The organism is Bordetella genomosp. 10 (assembly GCF_002261225.1).
Classification (GTDB): Bacteria; Pseudomonadota; Gammaproteobacteria; order Burkholderiales; family Burkholderiaceae_B; genus Bordetella_C.
The window spans coordinates 1,054,940-1,076,038 of sequence record NZ_NEVM01000002.1 but is presented as its reverse complement, the minus strand read 5'-3'; the positions used below and the strand labels follow the sequence as shown (position 1 = coordinate 1,076,038).

The 21,099-nt window shown below is 69.3% G+C and carries 17 protein-coding genes; 9 read left to right on the top strand and 8 right to left on the bottom strand.

Going from position 1 to position 21,099, the window contains the following annotated elements:
- Positions 1-64 precede the first annotated feature (64 nt).
- Positions 65-928 (top strand): DMT family transporter, encoded by an 864-nt coding sequence (locus tag CAL29_RS14115; protein WP_094853613.1) that lies wholly within the window; start codon positions 65-67, stop codon positions 926-928.
- A gap of 122 nt (positions 929-1,050) precedes the next feature.
- Positions 1,051-1,830 carry an SDR family oxidoreductase gene (locus CAL29_RS14110; protein ID WP_094853612.1) on the top strand — a complete coding sequence of 260 codons (780 nt, stop codon included), beginning with the start codon at positions 1,051-1,053 and terminating at the stop codon, positions 1,828-1,830.
- A 106-nt stretch (positions 1,831-1,936) separates the two neighbouring features.
- Here the strand turns inward: CAL29_RS14110 and CAL29_RS14105 are convergent, their stop codons facing one another.
- Both CAL29_RS14105 and CAL29_RS14100 read right to left on the bottom strand, forming a co-directional pair.
- Complete coding sequence (locus tag CAL29_RS14105; RefSeq protein WP_094854092.1) at positions 1,937-3,079, bottom strand: mandelate racemase/muconate lactonizing enzyme family protein; 1,143 nt, start codon at positions 3,077-3,079, stop codon at positions 1,937-1,939.
- 104 nt (positions 3,080-3,183) lie between these two features.
- Positions 3,184-4,263 carry a LacI family DNA-binding transcriptional regulator gene (locus CAL29_RS14100; RefSeq protein ID WP_179284022.1) on the bottom strand — a complete coding sequence of 360 codons (1,080 nt, stop codon included), beginning with the start codon at positions 4,261-4,263 and terminating at the stop codon, positions 3,184-3,186.
- 408 nt (positions 4,264-4,671) lie between these two features.
- Here CAL29_RS14100 and CAL29_RS14095 point away from each other — a divergent pair, with 408 nt between their 5' ends.
- The 4 genes from CAL29_RS14095 (at position 4,672) to CAL29_RS14080 (ending at position 8,898) form a co-directional block, all read left to right on the top strand.
- Positions 4,672-5,667 (top strand): Bug family tripartite tricarboxylate transporter substrate binding protein, encoded by a 996-nt coding sequence (locus CAL29_RS14095; protein ID WP_094853610.1) that lies wholly within the window; start codon positions 4,672-4,674, stop codon positions 5,665-5,667.
- Between the two features lie 51 nt (positions 5,668-5,718).
- Positions 5,719-6,519 carry an aldolase/citrate lyase family protein gene (locus CAL29_RS14090; protein ID WP_094853609.1) on the top strand — a complete coding sequence of 267 codons (801 nt, stop codon included), beginning with the start codon at positions 5,719-5,721 and terminating at the stop codon, positions 6,517-6,519.
- Positions 6,520-6,543: 24 nt separating this feature from the next.
- Positions 6,544-8,331 carry an L-arabinonate dehydratase gene (gene araD / locus CAL29_RS14085; protein WP_094853608.1) on the top strand — a complete coding sequence of 596 codons (1,788 nt, stop codon included), beginning with the start codon at positions 6,544-6,546 and terminating at the stop codon, positions 8,329-8,331.
- Between the two features lie 117 nt (positions 8,332-8,448).
- The gene (locus tag CAL29_RS14080; protein WP_094853607.1) at positions 8,449-8,898 is read left to right on the top strand and encodes a universal stress protein; all 450 of its coding nucleotides are present in this window, start codon (positions 8,449-8,451) and stop codon (positions 8,896-8,898) included.
- 27 nt (positions 8,899-8,925) lie between these two features.
- Here the strand turns inward: CAL29_RS14080 and CAL29_RS14075 are convergent, their stop codons facing one another.
- Both CAL29_RS14075 and CAL29_RS14070 read right to left on the bottom strand, forming a co-directional pair.
- On the bottom strand, positions 8,926-9,906 hold the full coding sequence (locus CAL29_RS14075) for a Bug family tripartite tricarboxylate transporter substrate binding protein (RefSeq protein WP_256977454.1): 981 nt from the start codon (positions 9,904-9,906) through the stop codon (positions 8,926-8,928).
- A 168-nt stretch (positions 9,907-10,074) separates the two neighbouring features.
- A complete protein-coding gene (locus CAL29_RS14070; RefSeq protein WP_094853605.1) occupies positions 10,075-11,082 on the bottom strand; it encodes a GlxA family transcriptional regulator in 1,008 nt (335 codons plus the stop codon).
- 345 nt (positions 11,083-11,427) lie between these two features.
- On the opposite strand from CAL29_RS14070, the gene CAL29_RS14065 reads away from it, so the two are divergent.
- Together CAL29_RS14065 and CAL29_RS14060 are read left to right on the top strand one after the other, a co-directional pair.
- Positions 11,428-12,684, top strand: a complete 1,257-nt coding sequence (locus CAL29_RS14065) for an MFS transporter (protein ID WP_094853604.1) — start codon at positions 11,428-11,430, stop codon at positions 12,682-12,684.
- Entirely contained in the window at positions 12,681-13,769 is a 1,089-nt protein-coding gene (locus tag CAL29_RS14060; protein WP_179284021.1) for a site-specific integrase, read from the top strand. Before CAL29_RS14065 ends, CAL29_RS14060 begins: the two co-directional genes overlap by 4 nt.
- A gap of 16 nt (positions 13,770-13,785) precedes the next feature.
- On the opposite strand, the gene CAL29_RS14055 is transcribed toward CAL29_RS14060, so the two are convergent.
- Complete coding sequence (locus tag CAL29_RS14055) at positions 13,786-15,351, bottom strand: hydantoinase B/oxoprolinase family protein (protein WP_094853603.1); 1,566 nt, start codon at positions 15,349-15,351, stop codon at positions 13,786-13,788.
- Positions 15,351-17,483, bottom strand: a complete 2,133-nt coding sequence (locus tag CAL29_RS14050; protein WP_094853602.1) for a hydantoinase/oxoprolinase family protein — start codon at positions 17,481-17,483, stop codon at positions 15,351-15,353. Before CAL29_RS14050 ends, CAL29_RS14055 begins: the two co-directional genes overlap by 1 nt.
- Before the next feature lie 173 nt (positions 17,484-17,656).
- On the opposite strand from CAL29_RS14050, the gene CAL29_RS14045 reads away from it, so the two are divergent.
- Positions 17,657-18,643: a LysR family transcriptional regulator gene (locus CAL29_RS14045; protein ID WP_179284020.1), complete on the top strand. Its 987-nt coding sequence runs from the start codon at positions 17,657-17,659 to the stop codon at positions 18,641-18,643.
- Positions 18,644-18,691: 48 nt separating this feature from the next.
- Here CAL29_RS14045 and CAL29_RS14040 read toward each other — a convergent pair whose 3' ends face one another.
- A complete protein-coding gene (locus CAL29_RS14040; RefSeq protein WP_256977452.1) occupies positions 18,692-19,861 on the bottom strand; it encodes an NADH:flavin oxidoreductase/NADH oxidase in 1,170 nt (389 codons plus the stop codon).
- A 136-nt stretch (positions 19,862-19,997) separates the two neighbouring features.
- Complete coding sequence (locus CAL29_RS14035) at positions 19,998-20,987, bottom strand: Bug family tripartite tricarboxylate transporter substrate binding protein (RefSeq protein WP_094853600.1); 990 nt, start codon at positions 20,985-20,987, stop codon at positions 19,998-20,000.
- Positions 20,988-21,099 lie beyond the last annotated feature (112 nt).

Below are 21,099 nucleotides of genomic sequence, written 5' to 3'. Positions count from 1 at the left end.
AATTTATCTGGTTTGTCGGCCTCCTACAAGATAGGTAATCTCTCCTGAATGCCAGGAGAGATCGATGCCCACCCATGTCCTGCTGCTCGTCCTCCTGGCCGCCTTGCTGCACGCCAGTTGGAACGCCGTCGTCAAATCCAGCCCGGATAAGCCGCTCGACATCGTGTTCGTGACGGCCAGCGCGGCCGCGCTCTGCCTGCTCGCCGTCCCCTTCCTGCCCTTGCCGGCCGGCGCAAGCTGGACGTACATCGCGCTGTCGGCGGCCATCCACGTGGCCTATTTCCTGTTGATCGGCGCGGCCTATCGCAGCGGCGACATGAGCCACGCCTATCCCCTGATGCGGGGCACGCCGCCGCTGCTGGTGGCGCTGGCGAGCGGGCCGCTGATCGGCGAGCGCCTGAACGCGGGCGAGTGGGCCGGCATCCTGCTCATTTGCGCCGGCATCCTGGGACTGCTGGCCGCGCATCCGCCGGCCGCACATACGACCCGCGCCGCGACGGCGCGCACCACGCGCCTGGCCTTGCTGAATGCCGTGACCGTCGCGTCCTACACCTTGGTAGATGGGACAGGCGTGCGGTTGTCCGGGGATCCTGCGTCCTACACGATGTGGGTATTCATCCTGACGGCGCCGCCTATCCTGGCGTGGACGCTGGCGCGCCGGCGCGCCGATGCGGCCAGGCACTTGCGCACGCGCTGGCGCTTCGTGCTGGCGGGCGGCGCGTGCACCCTGGCCGCGTATTCGCTCGTGTTGTGGGCGATGACGCGCGTGCCCATCGCCCTGGTCGCCGCCTTGCGGGAAACCGCGATCATCTTCGGCGCCGCCATTTCCGCTTTCATCTTGCGCGAGCGCCAGGGCTACGGCCGCGCCGCCGCCGCTGCCGTCATCCTGCTCGGCGTGGTCGCCCTGGAAACGCTGCATACGGATTGAGAGGCCGGCGCCGTCAAGCCTGGCGGCCTGAAGCCAAGTCCGCGCCCGGCGCCTGGCCCGACGCATTTCCCACCATCACCCATCACCCATTACTCATCATTTATCACCCGGAGGGTTGCAAGATGAACAGGAATGCAGTCCCAGATGCCACGCCCGATGCGCCATTGATCCTGGTCACCGGCGGAAGCCGCGGCGTAGGCGCGGCGACGGCGCGCCTTGCCGCCGCGCAAGGCTATGACGTGGCGATCAGCTATGTCTCGAACGAATCCGCCGCCCTCGCGGTGGCCGCCGACGTGCGGGCCGCCGGCCGCTGCGCGCTGCCCGTGCAGGCCGACAGCGCGGAGCCGGAACAGGTGGCCCGCCTGTTCGCCGCCATCGACCGCGAGTTCGGCCGCATCGACGTGCTGGTGAACAACGCCGCGATCATCGGCCGGCAGTCACGGCTGGAGGATCTCGGATTCGAGCGGATGCAGCGCATCTTCGCGGTCAACGCCATCGGCCCCATCCTCTGCGCGCAACAGGCGGCCAGGCGGATGTCCCTTCGCCACGGCGGGCGCGGCGGCGCCATCGTCAACGTGTCGTCGGCGTCGGCCCGGCTGGGCAGTCCCAACGAATATGTCGACTACGCCGCCTCCAAGGGCGCCCTGGAGACCTTCACCACCGGCTTCGCCAAGGAAGTCGCGCGCGAAGGGATACGCGTGAACTGCGTGCGCCCCGGGCACATCTATACGGAGATGCACGCCAGCGGCGGAGAGCCGGGCCGGGTGGATCGCGTCAAGGACTCGATCCCCATGGGCAGGGGCGGCCAGCCCGAGGAAGTGGCACGGGCCATCCTGTGGTTGGCCGGCGCCGAGGCGTCCTTCATCACCGGGACCTTCCTCGACGCCACCGGGGGCAAGTAAGCGGCGCCAGGGTTGCCGTATGCGCCGCCCGCGCGGGCATGCGCCCTCGTCCTTCCAGGCCGCGACATGCCTGCCGCCGCGCGGCGCGCGGTCGGAAGCTGCTGCCTCAGCCCCCGTGCGCCGCGACGATGTAAGGCCGCAGGCGCTCCAGGTCGGGCGTGACGCCCAGGCCCGCTTCGCCGGACAAGGTCACGGTGCCGTCCTTGACCGCGAAGTCGGCCGGCAGCAGCCAATCGCGCAACATATTGGGATTGGAATCCACCTCGACGTAGCCCACGCCGCCGATCGCGGCCTTCAGGTGCAGGGAGGCCGTCAGCCCGATGCCGCCGCCCAGCCAGTGCGGGCAGAAGGTGCGCCCGCGGGCCAGGACGTCGCGCGCCACCGGCAGGCAGCCGCTGAAACCGCCCCATTTGCCGAGGTCGGGCTGGATGACCGCCATGCCGCCCTCCTCCATGGCGGCGACGAATGCCTCCGGCCCGCGCAGGTTCTCGCCGCCGGCGATGGGAATGGACGACTGCTCCGCCAGCGTGCGCCATACGGGCCAGGGCGTGTCGGCCGGCAGGGGCTCCTCCAGCCAGGCCAGGTCGTAAGCCGCCAGCCGTTGCGTCATGTCGGCCGACTGCGCCGGCGTCCAGGCCTGGTTCGCGTCGACCATCAGCGTCGCGCCGGCGCCCATGGCCTGGCGCAAGATGCGCACATTGTCCTCGTCGCGCTGGTCGCCGAAGCCGACCTTCAGCTTGAACGCCGTATATCCCTCGCGCGCCTTGGCCTCGGCGATGCGCTCGGGCTGGTCGGGATTGATGCCCGAGGTGTAGACGCGGATCGTGGGCTGGCCGCCCAGGTGGCGCCACAGCGGCTGTCGCGCGCGGCGCGCCACCATGTCCCAGATGGCGGTGTCCACGCCGGCCACCGCCTGCGCCAGCGGGCCCGGCTCGCCGGACTGGATCGCCAGGATGCGCAGCCGCGCGCCGAGCGCATCGAAGCAGGCCGCCGGGCTGTCCCATGCCTGCCCCAGCAGCAGCGGCTTGATGCAGGTATCGAGCAGGCGCGCGCGGTGCTCCGCGCCCACCGCGGGGAAGTTGCACCAGACCTCGCCCCACCCCTGGACGCCTTCCTTGCCCGTGACGCGCACCAGGAGCGCGGGACGGTCGTGCATGACGCCGAACGACGTGCGCACCGGCGGACTCGCCGGCACGCGCAGGACGAAGGTTTCCAGGCGGGTGATTTCAAAGCTGTTTTCTTGAGCCATGTCGGGATCCATGATTTTCGATTGATGTTCCTGATCGAGGCGCGTGGCGGGGCCGGCTTCACGGTCCCGGTCAGCAGGCCGGGCAGCCGTGCCGCTGGCGCCTGTCACGCCGTCATCGCACTGCTCTCCCGCGCCACCAGCGCGCAGGGCACTTCCTGCCGGACCGCGGCGGCGCCGGCCTCGGCCCCGCCCTGCATGAGGCGCAGGGCCGCGTGCGCGGCCGCGGCGCCGATGGCATAGGGATCGGGGCGCACGGTGGTCAGCGCGGGCGACAGCATCGGCGCCACCAGCGCATCGCCATAGCCCGCCACGCCGCAATCGCGCGGCACCTGCACGCCGTAGGCCGGGGCGCGCAGCAACGCGGCCATCGCCATGTTGTCATTGGCGAAAGCCAGGGCGCGCGGCCGGGCACCCGGCGCTTCGGCCGCGAAGGCGGCGATGGCGGCCTCGCCCGCCGCGAAATCGTCGGCCTCGGCGGCCCGCACGCAGGCCGCGACGGCGCCCGCCGCCTGCATGGCCGAGACGAAGCCCTCGCCGCGGCGCGTCGCCCGGCTGTCCTGAATGCTGGCGGGCAAGACATAGCGCGCGCACCGCACGCCCTGTTCGAGAAAATGCCGCGCCACCAGCGCGCCGGCATCCTGCTGGCGGAAGCCGACCTGGTGGAATGGCCGGTCGTCGGCCAGGTCCCAGGCTTCGACCACGGGCACCCGCGTGCCGCGCAACAGGGCTTCGATATCGGGCGCGTGGTCGCCGCGGGTCAGGATCAGCGCGCTGGGATGCCAGCCCAGGAAGGTCCGTATCGCCCTCGCCTCGGCATGCTGCAGGTAATCGCTGCTGGCCAGCAGCAGTTGCAGGCCCTGCCGGTCCACCACCTCGGTGATGCCCTGCACGACGCGGGCAAAGGTAGGGCTGCCGATGTTCTGCATGACGGCGCCCACCACGCCGCTCTTGGACGAAGCCAGGCGGCGCGCCACCTGGCTGGGAACATAGCCGGTCTGGGCGATGACTTCGCGCAGGCGTTCGCGCACGCCCTCGGAAACCAGTTCGGGCGAATTGAAATAGCGTGACACCGTCACCACCGACACCTGCGCCAGCCGGGCGATGTCGCGGTTGGTGGTGGCCAGCAGCTTCGGGCGCGCCCCTCGGCGGCGTGCGGCGCTTTCGTCCGGCGCGTCGGCGGTCATGGATTCCCCTGGATGGCTGGAACGCGGCCGGGCCGCGTCGCGAACGGGTAATAAGGAGTAAACGAAAAACGAGTAAGCGAAGATTGACGGATCGCGAGGAGGAATAATACACTTTTGCCATGGAACCGGTTTCATCCGAAACCACGAGGCTTTGGATATCGAAGCCCACCGCAACGCCTGCGCACTACCCGCCGGCGTTTTTTGCCGCCGGGCCACCCCAAAGCAAAAACGCTCCCTCGGGGGGCAGCAAGCGGCGTCAGCCGCGCGGCGTGGGGGCTTTTTTTTGCGCTTCGGATGAAACCGGTTCCATAAACACATAACCATGGCGCATAAGCGCCGTCCCTGCCCGGCCCATCGCTATCGCGAGACCCCGCCGGCCGAATGGAAAACACTGGAGACGACACCCCCATGCCCTCGACCGCCTTCGCGCGTGCCCTCCTGACCGGCGCGCTGGCCCTGACCGCCGCAACCGTCCTGCCCCAGGCCGCGCAGGCCGCCTCCGGCTATCCGAACCAGCCCATCACCATCGTGGTGCCGCAACCGCCCGGCGGCGCGGCGGACCAGTTCGCCCGTCCCTTCGGCCAGGCGCTGGGCAAGGTCCTGGGGGAATCCGTGATCATCCTCAACCGCCCGGGCGCCAACGGCAACATCGCCGCGGCCAACGTCGCGCGCATCACGCCGGCCGACGGCTACACCATCTTCTACGGCTCGATCAGCACGCTCGCCGTGAACCCGCACCTGTACAAGGACGCGGGCTTCGATCCGCTCAAGGATTTCCAGCCGCTGACGCTCACCAACCAGACGCCCAACGTGCTGCTTGTCGGCGCGCAGACGCCCTACCATTCCGTGGCCGACGTCATCGCCGCCGCCAAGGCCAAGCCCGGCGCCCTGGCTTTCGGCTCGGCCGGCAACGGCAACACCATGCACCTCGTGGGCCTGCAATTCCAGAGCAAGGCCGGCGTGCAGTTGATGCACATCCCCTACAAGGGCGGCCCCGCCGCGCTGAACGATGTGCTGGCGGGCCAGATCCCCATGATGTTCCACAACCTGTCGGCGGTCGTGCCCTTCCACAATTCCGGCAAGATCCGCGTGCTCGCCGTGGCCGACACCAAGCGTTCGCCGCTGCTGCCCGACGTCCCCACCATGGCCGAAGTCGGCTTGCCCGGCGTGGAGTCGGTGGCCTGGAGCGGCATGCTGGTGCGCGCCGGCACGCCCGCGCCCATCGTGGAAAAACTGAACGCGGCCATGCGCCAGATCCTCGACGACCCCGCCTTCCGCAAGCCGATGGAGGCGCAGGGCTTCGAAGTGCTGTCGTCGACACCGGACGAATTCACCGCGCGCCTGAAGAAGGACTACCAGTCCATGGGCGACGTGATCCGCGCCGGCAACGTGCACATCGATTGAGAACCCCACACGCCCATACGCCTTACCCATCGAAAACGGAGCGAGCGCACCATGCCTTTGCACAACCCCTTCAAGCACGCCTTGCGCGCGGGCCGGCCGCAGATCGGCCTGTGGTCCACCCTGGCCTCGCCCTTCGTGTCCGAGCTGATCGCCGGTTCCGGCTATGACTGGCTGCTGCTGGACACCGAGCACACGCCCAGCGACGTGCCGCTCATGCTGCAACAACTGCAGGCGGTCGCGGCCGAGCAGCGGCGGCCTTCGTCCGCCGTGGTGCGGCCCGCCTGGAACGACGCCGTGCTGATCAAGCGTTATCTGGACATCGGCGCGCAGACGCTGCTGCTGCCCTTCGTGCAGAACGCCGAGGAAGCGGCCGCCGCCGTCGCCGCCATGCGTTATCCGCCGCATGGCATACGCGGCATGGGCGGCACCATGCGCGCCAGCCATTTCGGCCGCGACGCGGACTACGTGCGCGACGCGGACAAGGAACTGTGCCTGCTGGTCCAGGTGGAAACCGAGGAAGCGCTGGCCAATATCGAAGCCATCGCGGCGGTCGACGGCGTGGACGGCATCTTCGTCGGGCCGGGCGACCTGTCGGCCAGCATGGGCCATCCCGGCGAATTGCAGCATCCCAGGGTCAGCGCGGCCATCGACGACGCCATCCGGCGCATCCGCGCCTGCGGCAAGGCGCCCGGCATACTGATGCTGGACGAGAAACGCGCGCGCGCCTGCCTGGACCTGGGCGCGCTCTTCGTCGCCGTCGCCACCGACCAGGTGCTGCTGCGCAAGGCGGCGGACGACATGGCCGCCCGCTTCGCCCAGCACCGCGGGCCCGTGGCGAACAGCCAATACTGACATCCATTTCCCGGAGACATCGCCGTGAGCGCCACCCGCCCCGCCGCCCGCAAGACGCTGGACCAGTTGCGCAGCCAGCGCTGGTTCGCGAACGAAGAGATCCGCGGCTTCGCCCACCGCCAACGCATGCAGCAACAGGGCTTTTCCCGCGAAGCCTTCCTGGGCCGGCCCTGCATCGGCATCCTCAACACCTGGAGCGAGCTCTCGCCCTGCCATGCGCACCTGCGCGAGCGCGCCGAATCCGTCAAGCGCGGCATCCTGCAGGCCGGCGGCTTTCCCTTCGAGCTGCCGGCCATGAGCCTGGGCGAGGTCATGGTCAAGCCGACGACCATGATCTACCGCAACTTCCTCGCCATGGAGGCCGAGGAGTTGATGCGCAGCCTGCCGCTGGACGGCGTGGTGCTGATGGGCGGCTGCGACAAGACCACGCCGGGGCTGATCATGGGCGCGCTCTCGATGGACATCCCCTGTATCTACCTGCCGGCGGGCCCGCTGCTGGACGACCGCTATCGCGGCGAAGCCGTGGGCGCGGGGACCCACACCAAGAAGTTCTGGGCGGAATACGCCATCGGCAATATCGGCCACGACGAATGGGTGCGCCTGGAAGGCCGCATGGCGCGCTCGCCCGGCACCTGCAACACCATGGGCACGGCCAGCACCATGACCGCCATCGCCGAGGCGATGGGCCTGTCGCTGCCGGGCGCCATGGCGATACCGGCCGTCGATAGCGCCCACCCCCGCATGGCCTGGGCCTGCGGCCGGCGCATCGTCGACTTGGTCTGGGAGGACCTCAAGCCCTCGCGCTTCATCACGCGCGCCTCGTTCCGGAACGCCGTCGTCGCCTACATGGCGCTGGGCGGCTCGACCAATGCTGCGGTCCACCTGCCGGCGATGGCGGGCCGCGCCGGCATCGCGCTGGGCCTGGACGAGCTGGATGCCGTGGCGCGCGAAGTGCCGGTGATCGTCGACCTCTATCCCTCGGGCAAGCGCCTGATGGAAGACTTCTACTACGCGGGCGGCCTGCCCTCGGTCCTGAAGCGGGTGCGCCGGCACCTGGACCTGTCGGCGCTCACCGTCACGGGCCGCACCCTGGGCGAGGAAATCGATGCCTGGCCCGATGCCGACGAAGGACCGGCGGCGCAGGCCGCGCCTACGATAAGGACGTGCGAGCAGCCGCTGATCGCCGCCACGCCGGATTGCCCGGAGGCCGGCATGGCCCTGGCCGTCCTGCATGGCAATCTCTGCCCGGACGGCGCGGTGATCAAGCCTTCCGCCGCCGACCCGCGGCTGCTGCGGCACACCGGCCGCGCGCTGGTGTTCGACTCCAACGAGGAGATGCTGGCGGCGGTGAACGATCCGGACCTGGACGCCGACGAGAACACCGTGCTGGTGCTGCGCAACGCGGGGCCGGTGGGCGGCCCGGGCATGCCCGAATGGGGCAACCTGCCGATTCCCAAGAAGCTGCTGCGCCAGGGCGTGCGCGACATGGTCCGCATTTCCGACGGGCGCATGAGCGGCACGCACTACGGCACCTGCATCCTGCACGTGGCGCCGGAATCCGCGGTGGGCGGGCCCCTGGCCCTGCTGCGCACGGGCGACCGGATCCGGCTGGACATCGGCGAGCGGCGACTGGACATGCTGGTGCCCGAGGCGGAGATTGACGCCCGCCGGCAGGCCTGGACGCCGCCGCCGCAACCCTACCTGCGCGGCTACACCCGCATCTACCAGGCCGAAGTGACGCAGGCGGACCAGGGTTGCGACTTCCGCTCGCTCGAGGGCACGGCGCCGACGCCCGAGCCGCCGATTTTCTGAGCGGCGCGCGGGGCTGGCTGCCCCGCCTTGATCGAAATCAAGTCGTGAACGGGACCCGTGGCCTAAGATGGCGCGGACAGGCGGCGCGGAAGCTTTATCTTTATCTGGGAGAAGATCATGTACAAGAAAATCCTGGTTCCCGTCGACGGCAGCGAGGGAAACGGACGCGCGATCGAGGAAGCGGTGCGCATGAAGGCCATGACGGGGGCCAGCGTGCTGTTGCTGCACGTGATCGATCCGCTCTGGTACTCCCATGGCATGGAACGCCACAGCATCTTCGTCAATGAAGTCCTGCCGGCCATGCGCCGGCATGGCGACGAGATCCTGGACGCGGCCCGCAAGAAGTTCGGGCCGGACGACCCGTCGATCGAATTCCTGCTGGAAGAATGCGAGGATCGCCGGATTCCGGACGTGATCGTCGAACGCGCCGGACGATGGGACGCCGACCTGATCGTCATGGGCACCCGCGGACGGCGCGGCCTGGACCGCATGTTCATGGGCAGCGTCGCCGAAGGCGTGGCGCGCACTTCGCCGGTGCCCGTATTGCTCGTGCGGCCGGCGGGATAGGCGGCCCCCGCCACGCCGCCGCATCCATCAATTGGTGGTGATGTTCCGGTCCTTGATGAGCTTGCTCCAGCGCTGCCGCTCCTGCGCTTCGAAGGCGGACAGGTCGGCGCCGGTCAGCGTGCCGCCGGTGGCGCCCACGGACGCCAGTTGCGCCTTCACTTCCGGCGTTGCCAGCGCCTTCTTCGCCGCATCGATCAGGGTGGCCTGCACTTCCGGCGGCGTGCCGGCCGGCGCGTACAAGGCGAACCAGGCCGTGACGTCGAAGTCCTTCAAGCCCGACTCCGCCGCGGTGGGCACGTCCGGCAAGGAGGGCGAACGCTGGGCCGACGTGACGGCCAGCGCGCGGACACGGGTGCCGTCCTTCAACTGGCTGAGCGTGCTGGGCAGGTTGTCCAGCAGGATGTCGATCTGGCCGCCGATCAGCGCGGGCATCGAACCGGACACGCCCTTGAACGGCACGTGCAGCATCTTGATGCCGGCGGCCTGTTCCAGATAGGCGCCGGTCAGGTGCACCGAGGAGCCGATGCCGGGCGAGCCATACGTGAGCGGCTTGTTCGCGTTGGCCTTGGCCTTGGCGATGAGATCCTGCAGCGTCTTCATGTCGGACGTCGCGCTCACCGCGATGACGTTGGGCGTCGTGAAGACCATGGCCAGCGGCGCGAAGTCCTTCGCCGGGTCGAAGGGCATGTCATGGTACAGATACTGGTTGATGGTCTGCGTGCCGATGGTGCCCATGCCGATGGTGTAGCCATCGGGATTGGCGCGCTTGACCACGCCCATGCCGATATTGCCGCCGGCGCCCGCGCGGTTGTCGACCACGATGGACTGCTTGAGAAACGGGCCCATGGCCTGGGCGATGGTGCGGGCGGCGATGTCCGTGGTCCCGCCGGCGGGATAAGGAACGATGAGGGTGATGGGCCGGGCCGGATAGGTCTCGGCGTGCGCGGCCAGCGTGGCGCCGCCCAGCACGGCCAGCGCCAATGCCTGGATAAGGGAAACCGATTTCATCGGCGTTGTCTCCATGGTTTTATTCAGTCGCGTATTTTTATTCAGGCGCGGAAACTGTAAAGACTGGAAAGCCGCCAGGGCGTCCCATTTGATGAATTTCTCTCATCGCGTTCCGATGGCGCCCCCTGGATTTGCGCGAGCGCCCGCCTGACGCCTGGACCTTAACATTTAAATCCGGGTCACGCCCAATGCCTCGTCCGCGCCCGCCATTCTCCGGACGCTTTGCGGCGGGTGGCCCAGCATGCGGATGAAGGCGCGCCGCATGCGCTCCGGATCGGCGAAACCCACGGCTTGGGCGATGTGTTCGATGGGCTCGGCGCCCTGCTCCACGCGCGGACGCGCCACCTCCACTCTCAGGCGCTCCACCGCCTTGGCGGGCGTTTCCCCCGTTTCGGCCAGGAAGGCGCGGCCGAACTGGCGCGGGCTCAGGCAGGCGACCGCCGCCAGCTTCTCGGTCGACAGCGCCTCGTTCAGATGCTCGCGCATATAGGCCAGGACGGTGCGTATCCGGTCGGACTCCGGTTCCATCCCGGCCATGGCCGAGAATTGGGATTGGCCGCCCGGCCGGCGGTAGTACACCACCAGCATCCGGGCGGTCTGCTGCGCCACGTCCAGGCCCAGGTCGTCCTCGATCATGGCGAGCGCCAGGTCGATGCCGGCGGTAATGCCCGCCGAGGTCCAGATGTCGCCGTCGCGGGTGTAGATGCGGTCGCCGTCGACCTTGACGCGCGGGAACATGCGCTGCAACTGGATCGCATGCCGCCAGTGCGTGGTCGCCGGACGGCCGTCCAGCAGGCCCGCGGCCGCCAGGATGAAGGCGCCCGTGCAGACGCTGGCGATGCGCCGCGTGCGCCGGGCCACGGCCCACGCCAGGTAGGCGGAGATCGCCGGCCACTGGACCGGTTCGCGCGAACCCTGGCCGCCCACGACGATCAGGGTGTCGTACGGCGTCGAGCGCACCTTGCGCGTCACGACCTCCAGCCCCGAGGTGCTGAGAACGCCCCCGCCGTCCATGGAGACGACGTGGCAGCGATAGGCATTGCCGGGGATGCGGCCGGCAGTGTCGAAAGCGGACAACGGGCCGCTCAGGTCCTGGATCTGGAATCCCGGATAGACGAGAAACGCGATGTCCCGCGGCGGCTCGGCCGATTCCCGTCCTGTATTCCTCGTATTCATTGCGCACCCGCCTACAGGCCGGCCCGGCGAAGCGGCCGCCGGCGCCATGCCGTCCATGACATATCCCGAATGCCGAATAGTGCACGAGAAATGGGATGGCGGAAAGGACATGTATCCCTCGAAAACCGCCATTCCCAACCCGCGTCTCGAAACGAGGGATCTTCGTCCTTTCCCCGCCGCCGCCGGCTGTCCAGAATGCCCTCCATCCGCATACCGCGATAGCCGGCGCCCCGGCGTGGAATTCCCTGTTCCGCCGGCGCCCTTCCCCGTTCCACAGGCCACAGGAGAGCCCCCGATGCATGTCCCGCTTCCCGCCACCTCCCTCCCCGCGCGGAGGCGCCGCGCATGAACGCTCCCCGCATCGCGCCGCCCCCAGCCGCCGAACCCGCGTCCGGCCGGCGGAACACCACCGTCCTGGCCATCGCCCAAGGGCTGTTCACCGCCTCGATCGCGGTCGACCTGACGCTGACGGGGCTGACGGGCTACCAGCTCGCCCCGGACAAATCGCTGGCCACGCTGCCCTTCGCGCTGATCACCGTGGCGGCGGCGGTGGTCACCCTTTTCGCCTCGCTGTTGATGCAACGCCTGGGCAGACGCCGGGGCTTCGTCGTCGGCGCGCTGGCCGGCGGCATGGGCGGTCTGGTCTCGGTCTGGGCCGTGATCCACGAACACTTCTGGATGTTCTGCCTCGGCACCGCGGCCGTCGGCGTGTTCCAGGCCTTCGCCCAATACTACCGGCTGGCGGCCGCCGACGCCGTGGCGGAAGCGCACAAGGCGCGCGTCATCTCCATCGTGCTGACCGGCGGCGTGATCGCCGCGGTGCTGGGACCGGCCCTGGCCGCCTGGAGCCGCGATCTCCTGCCCACGGTGTTCGCCGGATCCTATCTGATGGTCGCCCTGCTGGGCTTCCTGTCGGCGCTATTGCTCGGGATAGGCTACCGGGACGCGGGAGCGTCGGGCGTCCCGCAACCGGATGCCGATTTGCCGCCGAGGCCGGTGGGTGTCGTCCTGCGTCAACCCATCTCGCTGGCCGCGCTGGCCAACAACGCCATCGGCGGCGTGGTGATGATGTTCACCATGACCGCCGCGCCCCTGGCGGCGGTCGCCTGCCATCATTCCATCGACGACGGCGCCAACATCATCCAGTGGCACCTGGTGGGAATGTACGCGCCCTCCTTCTTCGCCGGCCGCCTGATCAAGCGCTTCGGCATGCCGGCGGTGCTGTTCGCCGGCATGGCGCTCAGCGCGCTATGCGGGATCGTCGCCGTGGCGTCCACCACGCTGGCATCCTTCTATGTGGCATTGCTGTGCCTGGGGATAGGATGGAATTTCATGTACGTCGGTGGCACCACCCTGCTCGCGTCCTCGCACCGGCCGTCCGAGCGCGCGCGCGTCCAGGGCACGGCCGAACTGATACGCTACGTCCTGACCGCCCTGGCGACGCTGGGGGCGGGTCCGGTATTCGAGCACCTCGGCTGGAGCAAGCTCAACCTCATCACCTTCCCCTTGCTGGCGCTCGCCGCGGCGATGACCTTGCTCTGGGTCAGGGCCGCCCGGCGCGCCAAGGCGATGCCGGCAAACGTGGTAAGTTCCTCGCGATGAAAGACACGCCCTCCCATCCGCCGCCCGCCGAACGCCTTGCCCTGCCGGGAGAGGCGCTGGAAAGCCTGGGCGCCAGCGATGCGTCCATCCGCGCGCTGCTGCGCGAGGGCAGCGCGGAAAACACGGTGGCGTCCTATCGTTCGGCCATCCAGTACTGGGCGGCGTGGCACGCCCTGCGCCTGCGGCGGCCCCTGACGCTGCCCGTTCCGGTCGACGCCGTCCTGCAGTTCATCGCCGACCACGTCGAGCATCTGGAAGGCCAGGCGCTGGTGCATGACCTGCCCGCCGACGTGGATGCCGCGCTGGTCGCCGCCAAGGTCAAGCGCCAGGCCGGGCCGTTCAAGCTGGCCACGGTCCGCCATCGACTGGCGGTGTTGTCCGAGGCCCATGAAACCCGGTCCCTGCCCAACCCTTGCCGCAGCCGCGCCGTGCGGACCGTGCTGGAGCGCACCCGCAGCGCCTACGCCAAGCGCGGCGTGCGCGCCGGCCGCAAGGACGCCCTGACCCGCGAACCGCTGGAGCAGTTGCTGGCCACCTGCGACGAATCCCTGGCGGGCCTGCGCGACCGCGCCCTGCTGCTGTTCGCCTGGGCCAGCGGCGGCCGCCGGCGCTCGGAGGTGGTCCGGGCCACGATGGAAAACACCCGGCGCGTGGCCGAGGGCTATCTCTACACGCTCACCTATTCCAAGACCAACCAGGAAGGCGTGGCGCGCGCCGACAGCCACAAGCCCATCGTCGGCCGCGCCGCGCTGGCGCTGGACGCCTGGCTGAGCGCCGCCGGCATCGTATCGGGCCCGCTGTTCCGCCGCGTGCGGCGCGGCGGCGTCATCGGCGAAGGCCTGGGCGCCGAAGCCGTGCGCAGGATCGTGCAGGCCCGCGCAGCCCTGGCCGGCCTGGAAGGAGATTACGCCGCCCACAGCCTGCGTTCCGGCTTCATCACCGAAGCGGGACGCCAGGGCCTGCCCCTGGGCGAGACCATGGCCATGAGCAATCACGCCAGCGTGGCCAGCGTGATCGGCTATCACCGCGCCGGCGAGGCGCTATCGTCGCGCGGCGGCCGCCTGCTCGATAGCGAACCTCGATAGCGAGCCATGAGCCCGCTCAGGCAGGCCCGTATCCCCCGCCCCCCGCGCTTTCCATCACCACCCGATCGCCCGGCTTGAGGATGCGCTGCTCGGTGGGATCGAGCTCCTGCCCGTTCACCGTCAGGCGCCCGCGCTGCCCGGGATCGCCGCCGTTCAAGCCCGGCGGCGGAAACTTCAGGCGCGTCATCAGGAAGGAGGTCGCCACGCTGGAGGCCTCGGGCGTGATCTCGAACTCGAAGGTCAGGCCGTCGCCGCCGCGATGCTGCCCGACGCCGCCGCTGCCGCGCCGGATCTCGCGCTTGTGCACGACGATGGGCGCCAGCGCCTCCATCATCTCCACCGGCGTATTGCCCAGGTTGGCCGGGAAGGAAATCGCCGAGAAGCCGTCGCGCGCCGCCGTCGCCCCCTGCCCGCCGTTGATGAAGTTGACGACGTTGAAGGGGCGGCCCCGATACTGGCCGAACATGGTCACCGAGGAATTGGCCGACCCCGACGCCCACACGCGTTCCGGCAGGATGCCCGCGAGCGCCAGGAAGATCGCCGGCGACAGCATATGGCCGATGGCCCCGCGCCCGCCCGACGCGGCCGGATAGGTCGGATTGAGGATGGAGCCCAGGGGCGCCTGCGTGGTGATGGGCAGGAAGCCGCCCTCGTTGTTCGGCACCTCCGGGCACAGCAGGGCCTTGATCGGATAGGCCGAGTACGCGAAGGCGTAGATGGGCACCACGTTCACCGCGCGCGGCTGCTGCGGGCTGGAGCCGGCATAGTCGATGGCGATGGTGTCGCCGGCCACGGTGAGCTTGCAGCAGATGCGGATGGGCTCCTCGAAGCCGTCATGCAGCACCTCCGACTCGTACACGCCGTCGGGCAAGGCGGCGATGGCCTCGCGCATGGCGGTTTCCGAGCGCTGCCGGATGGCGGCGCCCAGCGCATCCAGGTCGACCTTCTCCAGCAGAGGCAGCAGCCGTTCCTCCATCATGCGGCAGGCGCTGACCTGGGCCCAGATGTCGCCCAGGCCCTGTTCCGGCACGCGGATATTCTGGCGGATCATGTCCACCAGCGTCTCGTTGACGCGGCCCTGCTCCATCAGCTTGAGCATGGGAATCTGCAGGCCTTCCTCGTAGATATCGCGGTTGGCGTTGCTGCGCAGCCGGCCGCCGATATCGGGCAGGTGCGAGACCAGGGCCGCGAAGGCCACCAGGCGGCCGCGGAAGAAGATGGGCATGACGGTGTTGACGTCATGGATGTGGCCCGTGCCCATCCACGGATCGTTCGTCACCAGCACGTCGCCCGGCCGCAGCGTCTCGGCCGGGTACTTCTTGAGGAAGTGCTTGACCGTGGCCGGCAGGCTGCCGATGAAGGAAGGAATGCTCATGGTCGATTGCGCCAGCGAGCGGCCCTGGGCGTCGGTCAGCACCACGGCGAAGTCGTTGGCGTCGCGCACCAGCGTGGAGAAGCAGGTGCGCACGAAGGCGGTGGAGGCCTCGTCGACGATGCTGATGAGACGGCGCCAGAGGATCTCCAGCTCGATGGGGTCGAAACGGGACGCCACCGGGGCGCCGTGGTCCGCGACGGTCTGCATTATTCGAACTCCTTGAGAATCACGGAAACGGTGAGGTCGGGCAGGATCTCGACGTCCGCCGCGAAAGGCACGACCAGCGTCGATTCGCGTTCTTCGAGCACCAGCGGCCCCTGCAGGCGGGTGCCCGGCGGCAGCGCGTAGCGCTCGTGGACGTCGACGGCGCGAAAGCCGCGCTGCAAGGGCAGGTAGATCTCGCGCTGCCTCGGCGCGGCGCTGCCGCCATTGCGCGCCCCGCCCCAGGTGAAGTCGCGCGCGCCGACGACCGAGCGGCCGGTCAGCCGCCACGTCAGCACCTGCGGCAAGGCGCCCGGCACCAAGTGCCCGTAGAGTTCGCGATAACGCTGCTCGAACACCTCGCGCATGACCTTGCCGCCGGCCTGCTCGCCCTCGCGCTCGAACACCCGCCAGTCGAGCGCCACCGGCACGTTGTCGCCCTGGCCGTAGTAGCGCATCTCCGCGCCTATGGTCCACGAAAGGCTGTCCGCGCCGGCCCCCGAGGCCTGCAGTTCAGCCTGGGCGTCGGCGCGCAAGGCCGCCAGGCGCGCATTGACGTCGTCCCAGTCGATCTCGCCCAGCAGCGCGGGCTGCGACCAACTGCGGTCGGCGCGCGCCGGCGCCGCCAGCATGCCCAGGCAGGAACCGGCGCCCGCCGCGATCGACGCCAGCAGGCGCGGGATGCGCAGCTTGCGCGCCACCTCGGCCGCGTGCACCGGTCCGGCGCCGCCGGTGGCGACGAAGGTGAAATCGCGAGGGTCATGCCCTTTTTCCGCGATGTGGATACGCGCCGCGCTGGCCATGTTCTCGTTGACCATGTCGTGGATCCCCCACGCGACCTCCAGGGGCGCCATGCCCAGGCGGTCCGCCAGGCGCTGCATGCCTTCCAGGGCCAGGTCCTTGCGCAGGCGCATCTCGCCGCCCAGGAAGTTGTCGGGATTCAGGTATCCCAGCACCAGGTCCGCGTCGGTCACCGTCACGTCGGTGCCGCCGTTGCCGTAGCACGCCGGCCCGGGCACCGAGCCGGACGACTCCGGCCCGATGTTGAGCAGGCCCAGGCGATTGACGTGCGCGATGGAGCCGCCGCCGGCGCCGATCTCGATCAGGTCGATGCTGGGAATCAGGATGGGCAGGCCGGAGCCGCGCTTGAAGCGATGCACCCGCGCGCACTCGAAACTGTAGGCGATGGGCGGCTCGCCTTCGGTGACGGCGCAGGCCTTGGCCGTCGTGCCGCCCATGTCGAAGGCCAACACCTGGCGCAGGCCCTGCGCGCGCGCCGTGTTCAAGGCCGCCAGGACGCCGGCGGCCGGTCCCGACTCCAGCAGGAAGATGGGCGTATGCGCGGCCGACCGCGCCGAGGTGAAGCCGCCGCTGGAGACCATGATGCGCAAGGCGATGCCGGGATGCACGGCGTCGATGCGCGTTTCCAGTTGACGCAGGTAGTCCGCCACGATCGGCTTGACGTAGGCGTTGGCCGCGACGGTGGAGGTCCGCTCGAATTCCTTGAGCTCGCGCGCCATGTCCGAGGACAGGGAGACTTCCACGCCGGGCAGCGCCTGTTGCAGGTGGGCGCCGATGGCGCGCTCGTGCGCGTCGTTGATGTACGAATGCAGCAGGGACACCGCCACGGAAGGCACGTCCAGCGCGCGCACGGCCTGGGCGACGCGGTCCAGCTCCTCCTGCGTCAACGGCCTCAGCACCTGTCCCGCCGCGCCCAGGCGCTCGTCCGCCTGCACGCGCCGGTCGACGGGGATGAGCGGCTCGGGCAAGGCCAGTTCCAGGTCGTACAGGTCGTAGCGCCATTCGCGGCCGATATCGAGCGCGTCGCGCATGCCCTGCGTGGTCACCAGCGCGGTCGCCGCGCCCTTGCGTTCGATCAGCGTATTGGTCACCAGCGTGGTGCCGTGCACCACTTCCTCCAGGGCGTCGCCCTTGGCGCCCGCCTGCGACAACAGGCTTTCGATCACCGTGGACACGGCCACGCCCGGATCGTCCGGCGTGGTCAGGGTCTTGCCCACCCAGATGCGGCCATCGGATTCGCGGATGGCGACGCCGTCCGTGAACGTGCCGCCGATATCGACGGCGATACGCAGCCCTGGCGTTGTCCTGCCGCCGGACTGATTCGTTGAAGACTCCACGCTGCGCGCCCTCCTGACTGGATGGAAAAAACCGGATGAAAAAAATGATAGGGGTCGGGATTTACACCTACAAATGAAAAATTCGGATTGATTCAGCGATGCGGCCTATATATGCTGAAGGCCTCGCCTCGCCGTCCCGTCGCGAGACCACGCCCACCCACGCCTGCCGCCCTATGTCCACGCTCATCACGCTGCGTCATCTGCGCAGCTTCGTCGCGGTCGCCGATACGGGGTCCTTCACCCGCGCGGCGGAACGCCTGTTCCTGACGCAATCCTCGCTGAGCTCCACCATCCATCAACTGGAAGACGAGGTGGGCGTCAAGCTGTTCGAGCGCACCACGCGCAGCGTCACCCTGACCCCGGCCGCCCGCCACCTGCATCAACAGGCCAGCACCCTGCTACAGCAGTTCGACACCATGATCAGCGACCTGCGCGCCGTGGCCCTGCACCAGCACGGCCACCTGCGCATCGCCGCCGCGCCGTCCATCGTCGCCTGGCTGCTGATCCCCGCCCTGCCCCGTTTCCAGGCCGACTATCCCCACGTCACGCTGTCCGTGCGCGAAGCCGGCTCGGCGGAAATCGAGCGCCGCGTGCGCGACGGCGACGTCGACTTCGGCATCACCAGCCGCCTGCTGGACTACGACGACCTGGACTACGTCCCGCTGCTGCGCGACCGCTACGGCATCGCCTGCAGCGCCGACCATCCGCTGGCCACGCCGGGCGAAGAGGTCCACTGGTCGCAGGTCTCCGCGCACCGGAACGACCTGGTGGGCCTGGCCTCCGATACGCAGGTCGGCATCGTGCACCGCCAGACCCTGCAAGACTTCAACGTGGCCGAGCCGCGCGAGGAAGTCTCCAGTTCGACCTCGCTCTACCCCATGCTGCAACTCGGCGGCCGGCTGTGCATCCTGCCCCGCCTGACCGCCTTTACCCACCAACTGGAGCAACTGCCCTTCCGCATGTTGCGCGACCCGGTGCTGTACCGGGAACTGTTCCTGGTGTCGCGCAGCCTGCGGTCGCTGTCCTCGACCGCGCAGGCCTTGCAGCAAGCCCTGCTGGACACGCTGGGCGAACGCGAATTGCCGGAGGGCATCTCGCTGTCCCCCGCGCCGGCGGCGGCCCATCCGCCGGACGAAGGAGACGGCGCGCCGCCCGCATAGGACCCACGGTCCCTCCGTTCGCGGCAGGGCTGGCCGCGCCGCGCGGGACTACCCTTCCTTGCCCAACGCGCGGATGTCCTCCCGCCGCCGCAGCCACCATGCATAATCCCTGGGCAGCAGCCCCAGGTAATCCGGCACGCCCAGTTCGTTCGCCGCGCGCACCGGCCAATTGGGGTCCGCCATCAGCTCGCGCGCCAGGGCGACGAGGTCCGCCTGCCCTTGTTGCAGGATGCGCTCGGCGTGCGCCGGCTCCGTGATCAGGCCCACCGCGCAGGACGCGATGCCCGCCTCCCTGCGCACGCGCTCGGCATACGGCACCTGGTAGCCCGGAACGCGCGGCACCACCGCCATGTTCAAGGGACCGTTGATGCCGCCCGACGAGCAGGTCACCACGTCGACGCCGCGCTCGCGCAAGGCCCGCGCCAGCACCACGGTATCGTCCATGTCCCAGGCGCCGCCGTCGCCGTCCACGGCGGACACGCGGAAGAACACCGGCCTGTCCGCCGGCCAGACCTGGCGCACCGCCTCGGCGATTTCCAGGGCCAGGCGCATGCGGCCGGCCAGGTCGCCGCCCCAGCCGTCGGTCCGCAGATTGGCCAGCGGCGAGAGGAATTGATGGATCAGGTAGCCGTGCGCGCCATGGACTTCGCACACGTCGTAGCCGGCGTCCACGCTGCGCTGCGCAGCCGTGCGCCAGGTCTGGATCAGGGCGCGGATTTCCGCCTCGTCCAGCGCGTGGGGAACCAGCGCGCCGGGCTTGGCCGGCAATTCGCTGGCGGACACGCCGCGCCAGGGCGGCATGCCTTGCCGGGCGTCGTCGTCGGTCAGCGGACGGAAGTTGGTCCAGGGCGGTCCGCAAGAGGCCTTGCGCCCGGCGTGCCCCAACTGGATGCCGGACGCCGCCCCCGCCGCATGGATGAAGTCGTTGACGCGGCGCGCGGCGGCGACGTGGCGATCGTCGTACATGCCGGCGCAGCCATAGGTCTTGCGGCCGCTCGCCTCGACGGCGGTTTCCTCGCAGAACACCAGGCCGGCACCGCCCATGGCGAACTTCCCCAGGTGCACCAGATGCCAGTCCGTGGCCGCGCCGTCGTTCGAGACGTACTGGCACATGGGAGAGACGACGACGCGGTTGCGCAGCGTCAGGCCGCGCAAGGTGCAAGGCGTGAAGAGTCGCGGCAAGGGATGGGCGGCGGCCTCGGGTTGGACGGTCATCATGGATGCTCGATTCGGTTGTGCGATTCGGTTGTTCGATTGGCTTGCTTGATTCAGCGCGCGAGTCGGAGGCCGCTGATCGCGCGACTCCCAGGAAGAAAACCCGGGACGGCGCGCAACGGCCACTACAAGGAAACGCTCAGGGCAACGTAATATGCCGCTGGGCGATCAAGCTCCCCCACTTGCGGGTTTCCTCGGCCGCGTACGCAACGTAGGCCTGGGCCGGACCCGGGGTGAGCTCGAAGCCCTGCGCGGCCAGTTGCTTCGACAAGGCGGGATCGCGCAGGCTTTCGTTGAGCGCCGTGTTCAGCTTCTGCACGATGGCGTCGGACGTGCCCGCGGGGGCGAACAGGCCGAACGTGGTCAGCGACTCGAAGCCGGACACGCCCGATTCGGCCAGCGTGGGAAGGTCGGGCAGCAAGGGCGCGCGCTTGGCGCCGCTGGTCCCCAGGGCGCGCAGCTTGCCGCTGTGGATCAGGGGCTCGGCCACGCTGATGTCGACGAAACCGACTTCGGTCTGTCCGCCCAGCAAGGCCTGCACCGCGGGCGCGCCGCCCCGGTACGGCACGTGCATCATGCTGATGCCGGTGGTGGACATCAGCAGCTCGGTCGCCAGATGGCTGGATCCGCCGACGCCCGACGAGGCATAGTTGATGGCGCCGGGCTTGGCCTTGGCCGCCTTGACCAGGTCCGCCACCGTCTTGTACGGCGCCTGCGGCTGCACGCACAGCACCTGCTGGTTGGCCCCTATCATGCCGATGGGACGGAAATCGCGTTGCAGGTCGTACGGCAGGTCGTGGTAGAAATGCGGCGCGATGGCGAAGGTGCTGTTGGTGCCCAGCAGCAGGGTGTAGCCGTCGCCCGGCGAACGCGCCACCTGCGCATAGCCGATGGTGCCCGTGGCGCCCGGCTTGTTCTCCACGACGATGGCCACGCCCAGGCGCTTGCCCATGCCCTCGGCCAGCAGCCGGCCCAGCATGTCGGTGGACCCGCCCACCGACCAGGGAATGATCATGCGTATCGGACGCGAGGGATAGTTCTCGGCGCAGGCCTGGCCGCCGCCCGCCAGGCCGGCCAGACAGAAAAACGCGGCAAGCAGCGCGCTTGCGGTATAGCGTAGCGTACGCATCGGATGAAGCCCCTTGTTGCTGGTTCGGAACCGCCGGCGGCGGGCGCCGGCATGTCTTCTTTGCCCTCAACTATCGCCGCCGGGCGAAAGACCGCACAAATGAAAAAATCCA

Bases quoted from the DNA above. Each gene is read 5' to 3' on its own strand.
- CAL29_RS14045 (WP_179284020.1), top strand. From the start codon at position 17,657: ATGTCCACGCTCATCACGCTGCGTCATCTGCGCAGCTTCGTCGCGGTC.
- CAL29_RS14075 (WP_256977454.1), bottom strand. From the start codon at position 9,906: ATGAAATCGGTTTCCCTTATCCAGGCATTGGCGCTGGCCGTGCTGGGC.
- CAL29_RS14100 (WP_179284022.1), bottom strand. From the start codon at position 4,263: ATGACCGCCGACGCGCCGGACGAAAGCGCCGCACGCCGCCGAGGGGCG.
- CAL29_RS14110 (WP_094853612.1), top strand. From the start codon at position 1,051: ATGAACAGGAATGCAGTCCCAGATGCCACGCCCGATGCGCCATTGATC.
- CAL29_RS14090 (WP_094853609.1), top strand. From the start codon at position 5,719: ATGCCTTTGCACAACCCCTTCAAGCACGCCTTGCGCGCGGGCCGGCCG.
- CAL29_RS14040 (WP_256977452.1), bottom strand. From the start codon at position 19,861: ATGATGACCGTCCAACCCGAGGCCGCCGCCCATCCCTTGCCGCGACTC.
- CAL29_RS14105 (WP_094854092.1), bottom strand. From the start codon at position 3,079: ATGGCTCAAGAAAACAGCTTTGAAATCACCCGCCTGGAAACCTTCGTC.
- CAL29_RS14080 (WP_094853607.1), top strand. From the start codon at position 8,449: ATGTACAAGAAAATCCTGGTTCCCGTCGACGGCAGCGAGGGAAACGGA.
- CAL29_RS14095 (WP_094853610.1), top strand. From the start codon at position 4,672: ATGCCCTCGACCGCCTTCGCGCGTGCCCTCCTGACCGGCGCGCTGGCC.
- CAL29_RS14035 (WP_094853600.1), bottom strand. From the start codon at position 20,987: ATGCGTACGCTACGCTATACCGCAAGCGCGCTGCTTGCCGCGTTTTTC.
- CAL29_RS14055 (WP_094853603.1), bottom strand. From the start codon at position 15,351: ATGCAGACCGTCGCGGACCACGGCGCCCCGGTGGCGTCCCGTTTCGAC.
- CAL29_RS14070 (WP_094853605.1), bottom strand. From the start codon at position 11,082: ATGAATACGAGGAATACAGGACGGGAATCGGCCGAGCCGCCGCGGGAC.
- CAL29_RS14115 (WP_094853613.1), top strand. From the start codon at position 65: ATGCCCACCCATGTCCTGCTGCTCGTCCTCCTGGCCGCCTTGCTGCAC.
- CAL29_RS14060 (WP_179284021.1), top strand. From the start codon at position 12,681: ATGAAAGACACGCCCTCCCATCCGCCGCCCGCCGAACGCCTTGCCCTG.
- CAL29_RS14065 (WP_094853604.1), top strand. From the start codon at position 11,428: ATGAACGCTCCCCGCATCGCGCCGCCCCCAGCCGCCGAACCCGCGTCC.